Here is a 14,949-nt window from a genome sequence, read left to right as displayed (position 1 = left end):
ATGTATCGAGGCTTTGACGACAGCACGCCGCCGACAACTGGCTCACCGGCCATACCAGTGATATCCGCAGCGCAAAGCGAGCCCTGGCGGTTTAGTTTCTTGGGCCTGTTACGTCAACTGGCAGCACATCGCCCCGATTTGCCACCGATCGGCCAAGCAAGCCGTCCACAGGACGAGCATTTCCGGATCGGGCAACTGGCCTCCCTGACGTTTGCACCGCGCGAAATCGCACAGCTGCAGCAAGTGCAGGGCAAGCTCAAGATCCAGCTATTCGGGCTGGGCATGCTGGGGCCGAATGGTGCCTTGCCGCTTCACTTCACAGAAATCGTGCGGGAGCGCACGGAGGCACATCGCGACACCACCACGGCGGATTTCCTGGACCTGTTCCACCACCGGGCGCTGACGCAGTTCTATCAAGCGTGGGCGCATTCACAGTCAACGGCGGGGCTGGATCGCCCGGATGACGAGGTGTTCTCGCGCTATGTCGGGTGGCTGGCCGGGTCCGATGCAGCCGAGATTGCAGGAAGCCCGCTACCACCGCACGCGCGGTTGGCCGCCAGCGCGCACCACGTGCGCGAATCGCGCAGCCCGGACGGCATTGTCGCCACGCTGGCCCATTTCTTTGGCGTGCCGGTGCGCCTTGATGAGTTCGTGCTGCATTGGATCGCGGTTGACCCCGATGAGCTTTCCCAGCTGGGGCACCCGGGCCCGCCCAGCATGATGGGGCAAGGCGCCATGCTCGGCGAGATGGTGCCAGATCGGCAGCACAAATTTCGGCTCGTCATCGGGCCGTTGAACCTGCAGCAGTATCTGAATTTCACGCCCAATGGACGGGACCTGCCCGTGCTGATCGAATGGGTGCGCTCGTTCGTTGGCTACGAGTTCGTGTGGGAGGTTGAGTTGCAGGTGATTCCTGACGCCGCTCCGCCAGCCGTGCTCGGCTCATCGGAACGCCTGGGATGGTCGACCTGGCTCGGCGAGCCTGACCGCAGCCGTGCCATTACCGGCATGGTGTTCGAGCCGGAGCAGTACGCAAAGCACTGAGACGCTCCATCAACAACCCTCCGCCCAACGAAATGACCACATGGCGGTGGCGCAATAGCCGCCGCTTACTCATCACATGTTCTTCAGCAAGAAAACCAAAGATGCGCAGCCCGCGCTCCGTGCCTTGATCTTCCCCGAACTGTTGGAGCCCATCTCCGAGGCGCACCCGTGCGGAAACGATCTGGAATACGACCCCGAATTCGTTCTTCTGCAAGGCAAGGTCACGCCTAAGCAAGATGCTCAGTATGGTGATTTTGTCAGCCCTCCCGAGGCAATCAACTGGACGGAAGTGGAGCGAGACTGCCGTCGCCTGCTGCTGCGCACGAGGGATATTCGTATCCTCATATTGCTGGTGCGCTGCCGGGTCCGGTTGGACCAGGCAATTGGGTTGCGGGACGGGCTGTGCATTCTGTCTCGATTGCTAGAGACATGGCCGGAGACCATCTACCCGCAAGTGGTGGTGGACGGTGAGCCCGACCCGGCCGTGCGCGCTAACGCGCTGGCCGCGTTGGCCGACCCGCAAGGGCTGATGCAGGACGTGCGCGATCTAGTGATCTCAACCAACGGCGTGTTACGCCTGCGAGTGCGCGACGTCGAGCGATCATTGAGCACTGCACGCGCAGCAGACGCGTTGGCACCCGAGGCAGTGCATCACCAGCTCCACGAACTGCGCAACCAAAACGACGCGGTACTGTCCGCGCTGGACGAGGCTCAAGCCTTTGCGTCATCGATCGACTCCTGGGCGCGACATCACCTTCCGGACGACTATCCTGACTTGGGAACCTTGTTGCGCCTGCTGGATACGGTGACTGGCGCGTCACCACCGGCAGCATCTGCTGTGATTGCACTTCCGGTCTCGGAACGCTCGCCGGCCGCCGCACAAGGGTTGAGGGGCACCGCCATCGAGGGCTCGGTAGTAACGCCGCTTGATAGCAACCCACCTGAGCCCATCATGGACCGTAATACCGCCCTTGCCTCCATTCAAGCCGCCCGGATCTGGTTTGAGGCGCATGAGCCGAGTAGCCCTGTGGCGCTTCTGCTCAAGCAAGCCGAACGGCTGACCGGCAAGCGCTTTGATGAAGTGTTTCAGGCGATTCCGGCGGAACTTGTTGAACGCTGGGCGCGGGAGCACTGACGAGCCCCACGTTCAGCCGCGATACAACCAACTGCTTGGCGCGCCACCCAAGCCCTCAATCCCCCTGCCCCCCATCCCGCACGGGCAGCGCCGTCGAATACTTGATCTGCTCCATCGAGAACGATGAACTCACATCCGACAGCGGCACGGACTTGATGAGGTGCTTGTACACGCGGTCATAGTCTTCGATGCCGGCCACCGCGACGCGCAGCAGATAGTCCATCTCGCCGCTCATCCGGTAGACCTCCACCACCTCGGGCATATCGCGCACCACCTGCGTGAAACGCTGCGCCCATTTCTCGGTGTGTTGATCGGTGCGCACGGCCACGAACACCGTGGTGCCGACGCCCAGCTTGCGCGCGTCGCACAGCGCCACCTGGGCCCGGATGACGCCCGTGTCCTTGAGCCGCTGCACCCGCTTCCAGCACGGTGTTTGCGAGAGATTCACGCGCTGCGCTAGCTCTGCGACGGGCAGCGTCGCATCGGCCTGCAACAGCCTCAGTAGTTCGCGGTCAATGGCATCCATTTCGGTAGAGAAATTTTCTTCTATGGAAGCTGAATTTTAGGGAATATTCCCCACCATATCGAGGAATTCACAGGAAACTTTGAATTATTTTTCTGGGCTGTCCGCCGTATCATTTTCCCAGCATCCACCGCAGCACAGAAACGAAATGAGCGACAGCAATACCCTCCACTACCTGGACTACGCGGCCACCACGCCGGCAGACCCGCGCGTGATTGCAGCCATGACCGCCTGCCTTGGCATGGAAGGCGCCTTCGGCAACCCTGCATCGAGTTCGCATGCGACCGGCCGCGTCGCGCGGAACAAGGTCGAGCAAGCGCGCGAGCAAGTTGCCGCGCTTATCGGCGCCGATGCCGACGAAATCATCTGGACGTCGGGCGCCACCGAATCCAACAACCTCGCGCTGAAGGGCTACGCAGACGCCGCCACCGGCAAGCGCCACCTCATCACCAGCCGCATCGAACACAAGGCCATTCTCGACACGATGGCGAACCTGTCGACGCGCGGCTGTTCGGTCACGTATCTCTCGCCGACACGCGACGGCGAAATAACGCCCGAAGCGGTCGCCGCTGCAATGACGCCCGCCACCGGGCTCGTCTCGCTCATGCTGGTGAACAACGAGCTGGGCACGCTGACCGACGTTGGCGCGATCGCGCAGATCGTGCATGCCGCTGGCGCGCTGTTCCACGTCGACGCTGCACAGGCACTCGGCAAGACGCCGATCGATGTGCGCGCGCTCGGCATCGACATGCTGTCGATGTCCGCCCACAAGGTGTATGGCCCCAAGGGGATCGGCGCGCTGTATGTCCGCCGCGACATCGCCTCGCGCATTGCACCGCAAATCCACGGCGGCGGCCATGAGCGCGGCCTGCGCTCGGGCACGCTGGCGACGCATCAGATTGTCGGGATGGGCGTGGCGTGCGAGTTGGCTGCGGCAGAACTGGAGCACGAAACCGCCCGCATTGCTGCGCTGAGCCAGCGGCTGAAGGCAGCGGTGCTCGCTCTCGGCGACGTGGTGCAGAACGCCGATGTGGCACGACGCATTCCGCACACCCTCAGCCTGACGGTCAACGCGCCGGGCTTCATGCCGATGATGCTGGGCGACGACCTTGCCGTGTCGTCCACGTCGGCGTGCAACTCTGCAGCAGGCACGCCCTCGCACGTGCTGACGGCCATCGGCCTGGATGCCGATGCCGCAGGCCGCACCGTCCGCATCAGCCTGGGCCGCTTTGCGACCGAACAGGACGTCGACTTTGCCGCTGCATGCTTCCAGCGAGCGATCGAGCAATGCCGCGCCACGGCATCGAGCGGGTTGACCGCATCGCGGCAAATCATGCCGGCCGATCTGAAGACCATCCGCAATGCAGGTTTCCGCTCGGTCATCTGCAACCGCCCAGATGGCGAAAGCAGCGACCAGCCCGCCTTCGAGGACATTGCCGCCGCCGCGCGCGAACTGGGCCTGGAAGCGCGCTACCTGCCCGTCGAGCCGAATGGCATTGGCGATGCAGACGTTGCCGCGTTCGGCGCCTTGGTCGACACGCTGCCCAAGCCCATCCTCGCGTATTGCAGGAGCGGCAACCGGGCGGGCATGCTGTGGAACCGCCTGATGGAGCAGCGCAAGGGCTGAGCCTCAGCCCCGCCCGGCTACGCCACCGGCAGCTCCGTCGTCGACAGCACCTGCTTGAGCACCATGAACGTCCGGATCTGCCGCACGCCCGGCAGATACAGCAGCTGTTCGGCATGGAGCCGGTTGTAGCCTTCGTTGTCTTTCGTGCGCACGAGCATGAAGTAATCGAATTCGCCCGTCACGACGTGACACTCCAGGCAACCGGGCACCTTCTGCACCGCTTTCTCGAATGCGGTGAACGATTCCGGCGTCGAGCGATCCAGCACGACGCCAATCATCACCAGCGACCCCAGATCCAGCGCCCGCGGATCGAGCAGCGCAACAATCCCCTTGATCAGCCCCAGCTCCTTGAGCCGTTCCACGCGGCGCAGGCAGGCCGGCGGGCTGAGGTTCACCTTGGCCGCCAGGGCCACGTTGGAGATGGACGCATCGCGCTGGAGCGCCCGGAGAATCGCGCGATCGGTGCGATCCAAGGCGTGGCGCGCCGAAGCTGCCGACGCGTCAGAATCTTCCTGCAATTTTGTTTCGCTCTTTTTCATTTTCAAGAAATAAAGAGATTCGCTAACTGATCTACAGCCAGCTACGTTCTGGATAGTAGACGATCTTTGCAACCTCATTTCGCGGCGTTCTGCGTACCATTGGTTTCCGACATCCCGCCATTTGCGGCACTGAAGGAGCCACCTCATGAACCTGCAGCGATTTCCCCGTTATCCCCTGACGTTCGGCCCGACGCCCATCCAGCCGCTGAAACGATTGAGCGCGCATCTGGGCGGCAAGGTGGAGCTGTTTGCCAAGCGCGAAGACTGCAACAGCGGCCTGGCCTTCGGCGGCAACAAGACGCGCAAGCTGGAATACCTGATCCCGGAAGCGCTGGAAGGCGGGTATGACACGCTGGTGTCCATTGGCGGGATTCAGTCGAACCAGACGCGCCAGGTGGCCGCCGTGGCCGCGCACCTTGGCCTCAAGTGCGTGCTGGTGCAGGAAAACTGGGTGAACTACTCCGACGCCGTGTACGACCGCGTCGGCAATATCGAGATGTCGCGCATCATGGGCGCCGACGTGCGCCTCGATGCCGCAGGCTTCGACATCGGCATCCGGCCCAGCTGGGAACAGGCCATGGAAGACGTGCGCAAGCGCGGCGGCAAGCCGTTCCCGATTCCGGCCGGCTGCTCCGAACACCCGCTCGGCGGCCTGGGCTTTGTCGGCTTTGCCGAAGAAGTGCGCCAGCAGGAAGCGCAGCTGGGCTTCAAGTTCGACTACATCGTCGTCTGCTCGGTCACGGGCAGCACGCAAGCCGGCATGGTCGTCGGCTTTGCGGCGGATGGCCGGGCCGACAAGGTGATCGGTATCGACGCCTCGGCCAAGCCGGAACAGACGCGCGCGCAGATCCTCCGCATCGCACAGCACACCGCCGAACTGGTCGACCTCGGCCGAAACATCACGGAGAAGGACGTGGTGCTCGACACGCGCTACGGCGGCCCGGAATACGGCTTGCCCAATGAAGGCACGCTGGAAGCCATTCGCCTGTGCGCACGCCAGGAAGCCATGTTGACCGACCCCGTGTACGAAGGGAAATCCATGCACGGCATGATCGACATGGTGCGCAACGGTGAATTTCCTGAAGGCTCGCGCGTGCTCTACGCCCACCTGGGCGGCGTGCCGGCGCTCAACGCATACAGCTTCATCTTCCGCAACGGTTGATGCAGCGCCGCCGCGGCGGCGCATCCGGGCGCGGGCGTGCATCGCATGATCACGGCCCGCCTTCCCATCCTTCCTTCAGGCAGGACCCGTCATGACGGATTTATCGACCGGCGCCGCGTCGATGCGCTCCCTCGCGCACCGCATCGAAGACAGCGACCCAGGGGAAACCGCCGAATGGCTCGACGCGCTGGAGGCCGTCGTCCAGCATGCCGGCACCGCGCGCGCGCAGTTCCTGTTCGACCGCCTGGCGGAACGCGCCGCAACGCTGGGCGTCGGCACCGCCCTCGCCCGCGTTACGCCCTACGCCAACACGATCCCCGTTGAAGCGCAGCCGCCGTATCCCGGTGATATCGATACCGAAGAGCGGCTGGCCGCCGCGCTGCGCTGGAACGCGCTCGCCATGGTCGTGCGCGCCAACCAGGCCTACGGCGAGCTGGGCGGGCACATCGCCAGCTACGCATCGGCCGCCGATCTGTTCGAAGTCGGCTTCAATCATTTCTTCCGAGCAGACAACGCGGCGCACGGCGGCGATCTCGTCTACTTCCAGCCGCACGCGTCGCCCGGCGTCTATGCGCGGGCGTATCTCGAAGGGTTTCTCGACGAGGCACATCTCGAACACTATCGGCGCGAAATCACGGGACCCGGGCTGTGCTCCTATCCGCATCCGTGGTTGATGCCCGAGTTCTGGCAGTTCCCGACCGGGTCGATGGGCATCGGGCCGATCAATGCGATCTACCAGGCGCGCTTCATGCGCTACCTGCACAACCGCGGCCTGCTGCACACCACCGAACGCAAGGTGTGGGGCTTCTTTGGCGACGGTGAAATGGACGAGCCGGAATCGATCGGCGCGCTGTCGCTGGCGGCGCGCGAGCGGCTCGACAACATCGTGTTCGTCATCAACTGCAACCTGCAGCGGCTCGACGGCCCTGTGCGCGGCAACGGCCGCATCGTCGACGAACTGGAAGCGCAGTTCACCGGCGCGGGCTGGAACGTCATCAAGGTGCTGTGGGGTTCGGACTGGGATGCCCTCTTCGCCCGCGACCATTCGGGGGCCTTGCTGCGTGCATTCGCGCAGACCGTCGACGGCCAGTTCCAGACCTTCTCCGCCAACGACGGCGCCTACAACCGGGAGCGCTTCTTTGGCCAGAACCCCGAGCTTGCCGCGCTCGTCTCGCATTTCAGCAACGAAGACATCGACCGCCTGCGCCGCGGCGGCCACGACGTGCGCAAGCTCCACGCCGCCTACGCCCGCGCACTGCAGCACACCGGCCAGCCCACGGTGATCCTCGCCAAGACGATGAAGGGCTTCGGCATGGGCAGCGTTGGGCAAGGCCGGATGACGACGCACCAGCAGAAGAAGCTCGATGTCGATCAGCTCAAGGCGTTTCGCGACCGCTTCCGCCTGCCGCTGTCGGACACCGATGTCGAGCAATTGAAGTTCTACAAGCCAGCGCCAAACAGCCCGGAGATGCAATACCTGCATGCACGCCGGGCTGCCCTCGGAGGCTATCTGCCCAGACGGCGGAAGGCGGCAACACAGGCGCTGACCGTGCCTGCGTTGCCATCCTGGGGACAATTCGCGCTGCAAGCCGAAGGCCGCGAGATGTCGACCACGATGGCCATCGTGCGGATGTTCGGCAACCTGCTGAAAGACGACACGCTGGGCCCGCGCATGGTGCCGGTGGTGGCGGACGAGGCGCGCACGTTCGGCATGGCGAGCATGTTCCGCCAGGTCGGCATCTATTCGCCGCTGGGCCAGCAATACGAACCGGAAGATCTGGGTTCGATGCTGTATTACCGCGAAGACACGGGCGGGCAGATACTGGAGGAAGGCATCTCGGAAGCCGGCGCCATCTCGTCGTGGATTGCTGCCGCCACCGCCTACAGCACGCACGATCTGCCGATGCTGCCGTTCTACATCTACTACTCGATGTTCGGCTTCCAGCGCATTGGCGATCTCATCTGGGCAGCGGCAGACCAACGCGCGCGCGGCTTCCTGATCGGTGCCACGGCGGGCAAGACAACGCTCGGCGGAGAGGGCCTCCAGCATCAGGACGGCGCGAGCCACCTTGCCGCATCCACGGTGCCCAACTGCCGTGCGTGGGACCCGGCATTTGCCTACGAGGTGGCCGTCATCCTCGACGAAGGCATGCGCGCGATGCTGGAGCGCCAGGAAGACACGTTCTACTACCTCACGGTGACGAACGAGAACTACGCGCAGCCGTCGATGCCGGATCGCGATCTGCGCGAGGGCATTCTCAAAGGGATGTATCCGCTGGCCCCGCAAAGCCTGCCGACCGCGCGCGTGCAGTTGCTCGGATCGGGCGCCATCCTGGGCGAAGTCATGGCCGCTGCGCAGATGCTCAAGGACGACTGGAACATCGACGCGGCCACCTGGAGCGTCACGAGCTTTTCCGAGCTGCACCGCGAAGCCATCGCTGTGGAGCGCGTTGCCCGCCTGGGCGAAAAAGCCGCGCCGTCGTATGTGGAAACCGTCTTGCGCGCATCGCGCGGCCCCGTCGTCGCGGCCACCGACTATGTGCGCGCCGTGCCCGAGCTGATCCGTGCGCACGTGCCGCGCCGCTACGTCACGCTCGGCACCGACGGCTTCGGCCGCAGCGATTCCCGCCGGGCGCTGCGCGCGTTCTTCGAAGTGGACCGCGCGTCCATCGTCATCGCCGCACTGAAGGCGCTCGCCGACGACGGTGAACTGGATCACGCCGTGGTGCGTGAGGCGGCTGCACGCTACGGCAAACACGCGACCATGGCCGACGCGCCGTGGATGCGCTGAACAAGCTGCACTCGCGAGGCACTCAGCTCGGCTCGCGGAGATCGAAGCTCGACGTTTGAGGCTTTTTGCTCGGCGTGTGGCGCTAATTGCTCGACGTGCCGAGCTTTTTGCTCCACGTGCCGAGCTTTTTGCTCCGCGTGTCGAGCTTTTTGCTCGGCGGTTGAGGCTCAGAACTCGGCCCGCGAGGCTTTTTGCTCGACGGCCCGAGCTTTTTGGCTCGCGCGTCTCGCTTTAGTGTCGGTGCGTGGCAGGCTGAATCGCGGCGCTCGCTGCGGTCGATGCATCGGCGCAGCGAAATACGCCCAGGCAGGGTCTTCTGAAATCGGTCGTGCGGCGGGTTCAGCCAAGGGCGTTTCGTCAGCGCCCTTTTTCGTTTCCAAATGTTACGGCGTGCATCCCGGTCGACTTCGCGTAGCGCAAGCAGCGAGGCCCTGCAGTACATTCCATGCCATGGAAAAAGCCCTGACTTGCTCGTCTCTTGTCCTGCTGGCCTTGCTCGGTGCCTGCGCATCGCACCCGCAACAGCAGCCCGTTGATTCGACCACCGCCGCTGCGGCCGCCACTGACGCCAGCGTAGACAACGGCTGGCAGGTGCTGCGCGCCAACTACATGGCGTGCGTGCAGCGCCAGGCCGATAGCGGCGTGCCGGGCACCACGCAGACGAAGGCTGTGGTCGCCTCCGCGCTCGACGCGTGCGAAAGCGACCTGCGCACCATGCACGACGGTTTCCGCGACCACCTCAGCACGTCGATGTCTTCATCCGGCGCGCGCAAGGCCGCCGACCGCGTCACCCAAGACACGCGCGAGAAGGCCCGCGTCTACCTGATGGGCTACGTCGACCACGCGCGCTACCTGGCGAAGTCGCGCTGAGCGCTTAGCGCGCTTAGCCGCTCAGAGCATCTCCAGCGCGCGCGGCCCCTTGGGCGGCGGGAAAATGCTGTCCAGCGTCGCAAGCTGCTCAGCCGTGAGCGTGTGCGACAGCGCCCCGATGTTCTCGCGCAAGCGGTCACGGTGGCCGGTCTTGGGAATCGCGATGATGTCGTCATTCGCCAGCAGCCACGCGAGTGCCACCTGTGCCGGCGTCATGCCGCACGCCTGGGCGAAGCGCACCAGCTTCGGATGCCGAACGAGCCGCGCCTGCTCGATGGGCGAATAGGCCATCACCGGCACGCGGCGCTCGCGCAGCCAGGGCAACAGATCCCACTCGATGCCGCGCCGGCTCAGGTTGTAGAGCAGCTGGTTGACGGCGGTCTGATCGCCGCCGGGCGCGTCCCACCACTCCTCCATGTCGGACAGGTCGAGATTGCTCACGCCGTACTGGCGGATCTTGCCTTCGCGCTGCAGGGCCTGCAGGCCTTCCAACGTGTCTTCGAACGGCACATCGCCACGCCAGTGCAGCAGGTACAGATCGAGCCGGTCGGTGCCGAGCCGGCGCAGGCTGCGCTCGCACGCCGCGGCGATACCGCGCCGGCTGGCGTTGTGCGGATAGACCTTGCTGACAAGAAAGACCTCATCGCGCCGTCCGGCAATGGCCTCGCCAATCAGCGATTCAGAGCGGCCTTCGCCGTACATCTCGGCCGTGTCGATCAGCCGCAAGCCCAGGTCGAGGCCCAAGCGCAGCGTGGCGATTTCTTCGGCGCGCGTGGCGCGGTCGTCGCCCATGTTCCAGGTGCCCATGCCGAGTGCAGGGACGCGTTCGCCGTTGGGCAGAGTGACGTGTTTCATGTCGTGCTTTCCGATCGGTCAGGCAAAACATGAATCTACAAGAGACGCGGCGCACCGTTAAGCTCGCGCCCGTCCGGTCAGAAAATACGGCTAGCGCGCCTGACGTTGCGCCGCCCACCGGCGATAGCGCCGCGACTGGCAGGCCGCGGCCAATTGCTGCTCGATCAGCGCACGCAGGGGCGACACGCCAGGGGCCGTCGTGCGCCCCTTGCTCAACCGGCCGAGCTGAAACTTGACGACAGCCATGTTGGCGAGTGCGCCCAGCGCCTTGTTCTTCCACGTGATGGGCTGCAGCACCGGCGCGCTGTTCTTGCCGCGCGCCCAGTCCCGCGGCAGGTTCGGATCGATGGACAGCGCCGTCGCAATGCCCACCATATCGACGCCGCTGTCGACCACCTGCTCCGCCACCGCGCGGCGCCGGATGCCGCCCGTGACCATCAGCGGCATGCGGGCAATGCCGGCAATGTCGCGGGCGAATTCCAGGAAATACGCTTCGCGGGCCAGTGTGCGGCCATCGCGCGCCTGCCCTTGCATGGCCGGCACTTCGTAGCTGCCGCCGGACAATTCAACGAGGTCGACGCCCAGCGGGTTGAGCAGCTCGACCACTTGCTTCGCGTCGTCGGGGCTGAAGCCGCCGCGCTGGAAATCGGCGGAGTTCAGCTTGACCGCCACCACAAACTCCGGCGACACGGCGGCGCGCACGCTGCGCACGATATCGAGCAGCAGGCGCGCGCGATTCTCGATCGGGCCGCCCCACTGGTCCTGCCGACGGTTGGAAATGGGCGACAGAAACTGGCTCAGCAGATAGCCATGCGCGGCGTGGATCTGCACGCCGGTAAAGCCGCTCTGCTCGGCCAGTTGCGCGCTGCGCGTGAAGCGCTGCTGGACGTCGCGGATATCCGCCTCGGTCATCTCGCGCGGCATCGGAAACTGCTTGGACAGCGCGCCCAGCGCCAGCGGGACTGCCGAAGGCGCCACCGTCGGCTGCCCGAGCGATGCCGGCATCTGGCGCCCCGGATGGTTGATCTGCACCCACGCATGCGCACCATGTGCGCGCGCCGCCTCGGCCCAGCGGCGAAAGCGTTCGAGATGCGCGCCGTCTTCCAGCACGACGCCGTTGGGGCCGGTCATGGCCCGGTGGTCGACCATCACATTGCCGGTCAGGATCAGGCCGGCACCGCCTGCGGCCCAGGCCTGATACAGACGCAGCAACGCGTCGGAAGGCGCGTGATCGGCATCGGCCATGTTTTCTTCCATGGCGGCTTTGGCCAGGCGGTTTGGAATCACCGCGCCGTTGGGCAGAACGAGGGGCGTGAAGAGTTTCATGGTGGCATCCGCGAAGGATTTGACATTTGACGACACCTGAACCCTAAGCTTAAAGTCAACTTGAATGTCAAGTCTGCGGAGCACGCACATGAAGATTGGTGAACTGGCCCGCCTGAGCGGCGTGGCCGCCTCCCGCATCCGGTTTTATGAAGCCAGCGGCCTGTTGCAGCCGGCGGAGCGCCAATCCAACGGCTATCGGGAGTACGCGCCGGAATCGGTGACGCGGCTGCAGATCATCCTGCGCGCGCAAAGCGCGGGATTCTCGCTGGAAGAGATTCGCGCGCTCTTGCCCGGACACCAAGGCGCGTGGCCACGCGAAGACCTGCTGCAAGCGCTGCACAGCAAGGTCGCGGAAATCGGCGTGCTCGAGCAGCGCCTGGCGCAAAACAAGCGCGACCTGCTTGCGCTCATCCGCGAAGTGGACCACGAGCCCGACGGCGAAGACTGCGCCGACCGCGCCCGCCGCGTGTTCGACAAGATGAACCTCCGGCCGCTGGAACAACCGGCCGCTGAACCGCAGGTGCGCGCCGCAAGAAAGCGCGGCTGACGCCGCCGCCTATTCCGAGACACGCTCGAACGTGTCGGCGTTGGTCATGACCGCGTGCGGCCACGGGCGCTTGCCGTCGCCCTCTGTCGCCTGATCAGACACAACGTGCCAGACCGTCTCCAACCTCCCCGCTCGCAGCACGCCGGTGAACGCGCACACCATGTCGCCCTTGGGGGTGGCTCCAGCAAAGGCGAATGCGATGCAGTCCCCGTGGCAGGTTCCGACCACGTCGTAATCCCGCCCAAAGAAGCCGCTGTCGTGCAGCGCCGTGCGGAATGTGCCGGACAGCCGCTCGCCCTCTTCTTTCAATGTCACGACGGAGCCGTACTGGTTCCGCCAACTGCCCGTCCAGGTTGCCATTTCGCCTCCTCGCGTCCTTCTCGTGCTGAACGTATGTCGGTCAGCAGGACACATACCGCCCTGCCAACAACGCAGTGCTGAGTCGGGAATGGCAATTGCGTCCTCCCCCGCGCCCGATGCGACAAACGCCGGCGTCTGGGCCAAAGGAAACGCACTTCAGATCGCCTGACAGCACATCGCAGAGCGACCGTTCGCGCCTCCGATGCAGGCCATGCAGTAACGCTTACGCACGGTTTTGTACAAAGGCCATCCGCGCGACAAAACAAGCACCGTCCCTTACAAAACAAGCTGGAGACAACGATGCTGAGCCCACACGAAATTGCGACGCTGGTTCTGCTCTGCGGCGACTCGCACCCACGGGACCTGGATACGCTCGATATGGAAACGCTGCTGGCGCTCCAGCTCATCACGCTGGAACGCCCAAGCCCCGGCGTGAGCGAGCCGCGCGTCACGCTGCAGGGGCATGCGTTGTTGAAGTCGTTGGGCGTGCTCCGCGCGCGCAAGGGCATGCTGGCGGCGGCGGCATAACAGGCACCGAACGGGCACGGAACCGAATCAAAAACCGCCCAGGGCGTGGCGCAGCAGCAAGGCGGACAGCACCAGCATCGTCACGCCAATCAACCCGTCCAGCACCTGCCACGCCTTCGGCCGGGCAAACCATGGTGCGAGCCAGCGCGCGCCAAACCCCAGCGACACAAACCAGAAGAGGCTGGCCGACCCTGCGCCCGCCACAAACCAGCCACGCAATGCCGAGGCTTGCTGCGCGCCAATGCTGCCCACGAGCAGCACCGTATCCAGATAGACGTGCGGATTGAGCAACGTAAAGGCCGCCGCCTGCGCCAGCGCCGCGCGCCGGCTGAGGCCGTCTCCGCCTGCGGACGCCCGTAACTGGTTGGAATGCCGCGCGCGCCGCAGCGCCTGCACGCCATACAGCAACAGGAACGCGGCGCCCGCCAACGCAAGAAATCGCGCGAGGCTGGGTCGTTCGCCCAACGCCTGCGCCATGCCCAGCACGCCCGCCAGGATCAGCACCGCATCGGCCATCGCACAGAACAGCACGACGCTGCCCACATGCTCACGGCGCAGGCCCTGACGCAGCACGAACGCGTTCTGCGCGCCGATGGCCACGATCAGGCCAAAGCTCAAGGCCAAGCCCTGCAGGAAGACGGAAGAGGAAGTTGCAATCGAGGTCGTCATGCGCGCAGCTTGCCGGCCCGATTGAATGAAGACAAACTATCTTTTCTTCATTCAATTCAGTTTCTCTAATTTACGTGCTGGATTATTCCGCCCTGGCGGCGTTGGCTGCCGTCATCCGAGAAGGCAGTTTCGAACGGGCAGCCCGCGCACTGCATGTCACGCCATCGGCCATTTCGCAGCGGATCCGGTTGCTGGAAGAGCGCGTCGGCTGCGCGCTGGTCGTGCGCGACCAGCCGTGCCGCCCGACCGAAACCGGCCGGCGGCTTTGCCAGCACGTCGATCGCGTGCGTCTGCTCGAACAGGAACTGCAAGGCGCGCTGCCAACGCTGGCGCCGGAAGGCGTCGCGCGCGTTGCGCTGCCCATTGCCGTGAATGCGGACAGCCTGGCGACGTGGCTCACGCCGGCCATCGCCACATTCGCTGCGGCCCACCCGGTGTTGATGGAGGTGGCCGTGGATGACCAGGATCACACCAGCGAATGGCTGCGCAGCGGTGCCGTGCTGGCGGCTGTTACCGCCGCGGCTCGGCCGGCGGCGGGCTGCAACAGCCGTCCTCTCGGGGCCATGCGTTATCTGGCGGCGGCCAGCCCCGCTTTCGTGCAGCAATATTTCGCGGACGGTGTCGGCGCAGGTGAACTGGCGAAAGCGCCCTGCCTCGTGTTCAACACCAAGGATGCATTGCAAGCCACCTGGGCGCGGCGCCTGTGCCATCGACACGTGGAATTGCCGCGCCATCTGCTGCCGTCGTCACAGGCGTTTGTGACCGCGGCCGTGGCGGGCATGGGCTGGGGGCTGCATCCGCATGCGCTGATTGCGCAGCATCTTGAAGACGGTTCGCTGGTCGAGCTGGTGCCGGATACGCCGTTGGACGTTCCGCTGTATTGGCAGCACGCGCGGGCCGCCTCCGTGCTGCTCGACGAACTCAGCCGCCAAGTGCTGACGGCAGCGCGGGCCGCGCTACTTGCACCTTGAGC

At 64.9% G+C, this 14,949-nt stretch carries 15 protein-coding genes; 9 read left to right on the top strand and 6 right to left on the bottom strand.

Going from position 1 to position 14,949, the window contains the following annotated elements; all coding sequences use genetic code 11:
- Both tssG and N511_RS0121720 read left to right on the top strand, forming a co-directional pair.
- Complete coding sequence (tssG, locus tag N511_RS0121725) at positions 1-1,044, top strand: type VI secretion system baseplate subunit TssG (RefSeq protein WP_027681190.1); 1,044 nt, start codon at positions 1-3, stop codon at positions 1,042-1,044.
- 76 nt (positions 1,045-1,120) lie between these two features.
- Positions 1,121-2,179 (top strand): type VI secretion system protein TssA, encoded by a 1,059-nt coding sequence (locus N511_RS0121720; RefSeq protein ID WP_037027195.1) that lies wholly within the window; start codon positions 1,121-1,123, stop codon positions 2,177-2,179.
- A gap of 55 nt (positions 2,180-2,234) precedes the next feature.
- Here N511_RS0121720 and N511_RS0121715 read toward each other — a convergent pair whose 3' ends face one another.
- The gene (locus N511_RS0121715; RefSeq protein ID WP_027681188.1) at positions 2,235-2,705 is read right to left on the bottom strand and encodes an Lrp/AsnC family transcriptional regulator; all 471 of its coding nucleotides are present in this window, start codon (positions 2,703-2,705) and stop codon (positions 2,235-2,237) included.
- A 145-nt stretch (positions 2,706-2,850) separates the two neighbouring features.
- On the opposite strand from N511_RS0121715, the gene N511_RS0121710 reads away from it, so the two are divergent.
- Positions 2,851-4,329, top strand: coding sequence for an aminotransferase class V-fold PLP-dependent enzyme (locus tag N511_RS0121710; protein ID WP_027681187.1), 1,479 nt, complete (start codon positions 2,851-2,853; stop codon positions 4,327-4,329).
- Positions 4,330-4,346: 17 nt separating this feature from the next.
- Here N511_RS0121710 and N511_RS0121705 read toward each other — a convergent pair whose 3' ends face one another.
- Positions 4,347-4,868 (bottom strand): Lrp/AsnC family transcriptional regulator, encoded by a 522-nt coding sequence (locus tag N511_RS0121705; RefSeq protein ID WP_027681186.1) that lies wholly within the window; start codon positions 4,866-4,868, stop codon positions 4,347-4,349.
- A 145-nt stretch (positions 4,869-5,013) separates the two neighbouring features.
- Between N511_RS0121705 and N511_RS0121700 the strand changes: the two genes are divergently transcribed.
- The 3 genes from N511_RS0121700 (at position 5,014) to N511_RS0121690 (ending at position 9,691) form a co-directional block, all read left to right on the top strand.
- On the top strand, positions 5,014-6,030 hold the full coding sequence (locus N511_RS0121700) for a 1-aminocyclopropane-1-carboxylate deaminase (protein ID WP_027681185.1): 1,017 nt from the start codon (positions 5,014-5,016) through the stop codon (positions 6,028-6,030).
- Between the two features lie 91 nt (positions 6,031-6,121).
- Positions 6,122-8,821, top strand: coding sequence for an alpha-ketoglutarate dehydrogenase (mdeB, locus tag N511_RS0121695; RefSeq protein WP_027681184.1), 2,700 nt, complete (start codon positions 6,122-6,124; stop codon positions 8,819-8,821).
- Between the two features lie 450 nt (positions 8,822-9,271).
- Positions 9,272-9,691 carry a hypothetical protein gene (locus N511_RS0121690; protein ID WP_027681183.1) on the top strand — a complete coding sequence of 140 codons (420 nt, stop codon included), beginning with the start codon at positions 9,272-9,274 and terminating at the stop codon, positions 9,689-9,691.
- A 21-nt stretch (positions 9,692-9,712) separates the two neighbouring features.
- Here N511_RS0121690 and N511_RS0121685 read toward each other — a convergent pair whose 3' ends face one another.
- A complete protein-coding gene (locus N511_RS0121685; protein WP_027681182.1) occupies positions 9,713-10,546 on the bottom strand; it encodes an aldo/keto reductase in 834 nt (277 codons plus the stop codon).
- A gap of 90 nt (positions 10,547-10,636) precedes the next feature.
- Positions 10,637-11,872 carry an NADH:flavin oxidoreductase/NADH oxidase family protein gene (locus N511_RS0121680; protein ID WP_027681181.1) on the bottom strand — a complete coding sequence of 412 codons (1,236 nt, stop codon included), beginning with the start codon at positions 11,870-11,872 and terminating at the stop codon, positions 10,637-10,639.
- 88 nt (positions 11,873-11,960) lie between these two features.
- Between N511_RS0121680 and N511_RS0121675 the strand changes: the two genes are divergently transcribed.
- Positions 11,961-12,419, top strand: a complete 459-nt coding sequence (locus N511_RS0121675; protein WP_027681180.1) for a MerR family transcriptional regulator — start codon at positions 11,961-11,963, stop codon at positions 12,417-12,419.
- Between the two features lie 9 nt (positions 12,420-12,428).
- On the opposite strand, the gene N511_RS0121670 is transcribed toward N511_RS0121675, so the two are convergent.
- A complete protein-coding gene (locus N511_RS0121670) occupies positions 12,429-12,779 on the bottom strand; it encodes an avidin/streptavidin family protein (protein WP_027681179.1) in 351 nt (116 codons plus the stop codon).
- Positions 12,780-13,079: 300 nt separating this feature from the next.
- Here N511_RS0121670 and N511_RS0121665 point away from each other — a divergent pair, with 300 nt between their 5' ends.
- A complete protein-coding gene (locus N511_RS0121665; RefSeq protein ID WP_027681178.1) occupies positions 13,080-13,307 on the top strand; it encodes a hypothetical protein in 228 nt (75 codons plus the stop codon).
- A gap of 27 nt (positions 13,308-13,334) precedes the next feature.
- Here N511_RS0121665 and N511_RS0121660 read toward each other — a convergent pair whose 3' ends face one another.
- Positions 13,335-13,976, bottom strand: coding sequence for a LysE/ArgO family amino acid transporter (locus N511_RS0121660; RefSeq protein ID WP_027681177.1), 642 nt, complete (start codon positions 13,974-13,976; stop codon positions 13,335-13,337).
- Between the two features lie 74 nt (positions 13,977-14,050).
- Between N511_RS0121660 and N511_RS0121655 the strand changes: the two genes are divergently transcribed.
- Positions 14,051-14,947, top strand: coding sequence for a LysR family transcriptional regulator ArgP (locus N511_RS0121655; RefSeq protein ID WP_027681176.1), 897 nt, complete (start codon positions 14,051-14,053; stop codon positions 14,945-14,947).
- Positions 14,948-14,949: the final 2 nt, after the last annotated feature.

The sequence above is a fragment of the Ralstonia sp. UNC404CL21Col genome, from assembly GCF_000620465.1.
In the GTDB taxonomy this organism is placed as follows: Bacteria; Pseudomonadota; Gammaproteobacteria; order Burkholderiales; family Burkholderiaceae; genus Ralstonia; species Ralstonia flatus.
The sequence above is the reverse complement of the archived record's forward strand: the minus strand, read 5'-3'. Positions and strand labels throughout refer to the sequence as shown.

Bases quoted from the DNA above. Each gene is read 5' to 3' on its own strand.
- N511_RS0121680 (WP_027681181.1), bottom strand. From the start codon at position 11,872: ATGAAACTCTTCACGCCCCTCGTTCTGCCCAACGGCGCGGTGATTCCA.
- N511_RS0121685 (WP_027681182.1), bottom strand. From the start codon at position 10,546: ATGAAACACGTCACTCTGCCCAACGGCGAACGCGTCCCTGCACTCGGC.
- N511_RS0121705 (WP_027681186.1), bottom strand. From the start codon at position 4,868: ATGAAAAAGAGCGAAACAAAATTGCAGGAAGATTCTGACGCGTCGGCA.
- N511_RS0121665 (WP_027681178.1), top strand. From the start codon at position 13,080: ATGCTGAGCCCACACGAAATTGCGACGCTGGTTCTGCTCTGCGGCGAC.
- N511_RS0121720 (WP_037027195.1), top strand. From the start codon at position 1,121: ATGTTCTTCAGCAAGAAAACCAAAGATGCGCAGCCCGCGCTCCGTGCC.
- N511_RS0121700 (WP_027681185.1), top strand. From the start codon at position 5,014: ATGAACCTGCAGCGATTTCCCCGTTATCCCCTGACGTTCGGCCCGACG.
- mdeB (WP_027681184.1), top strand. From the start codon at position 6,122: ATGACGGATTTATCGACCGGCGCCGCGTCGATGCGCTCCCTCGCGCAC.
- N511_RS0121670 (WP_027681179.1), bottom strand. From the start codon at position 12,779: ATGGCAACCTGGACGGGCAGTTGGCGGAACCAGTACGGCTCCGTCGTG.
- N511_RS0121660 (WP_027681177.1), bottom strand. From the start codon at position 13,976: ATGACGACCTCGATTGCAACTTCCTCTTCCGTCTTCCTGCAGGGCTTG.
- tssG (WP_027681190.1), top strand. From the start codon at position 1: ATGTATCGAGGCTTTGACGACAGCACGCCGCCGACAACTGGCTCACCG.
- N511_RS0121675 (WP_027681180.1), top strand. From the start codon at position 11,961: ATGAAGATTGGTGAACTGGCCCGCCTGAGCGGCGTGGCCGCCTCCCGC.
- N511_RS0121715 (WP_027681188.1), bottom strand. From the start codon at position 2,705: ATGGATGCCATTGACCGCGAACTACTGAGGCTGTTGCAGGCCGATGCG.
- N511_RS0121710 (WP_027681187.1), top strand. From the start codon at position 2,851: ATGAGCGACAGCAATACCCTCCACTACCTGGACTACGCGGCCACCACG.
- N511_RS0121690 (WP_027681183.1), top strand. From the start codon at position 9,272: ATGGAAAAAGCCCTGACTTGCTCGTCTCTTGTCCTGCTGGCCTTGCTC.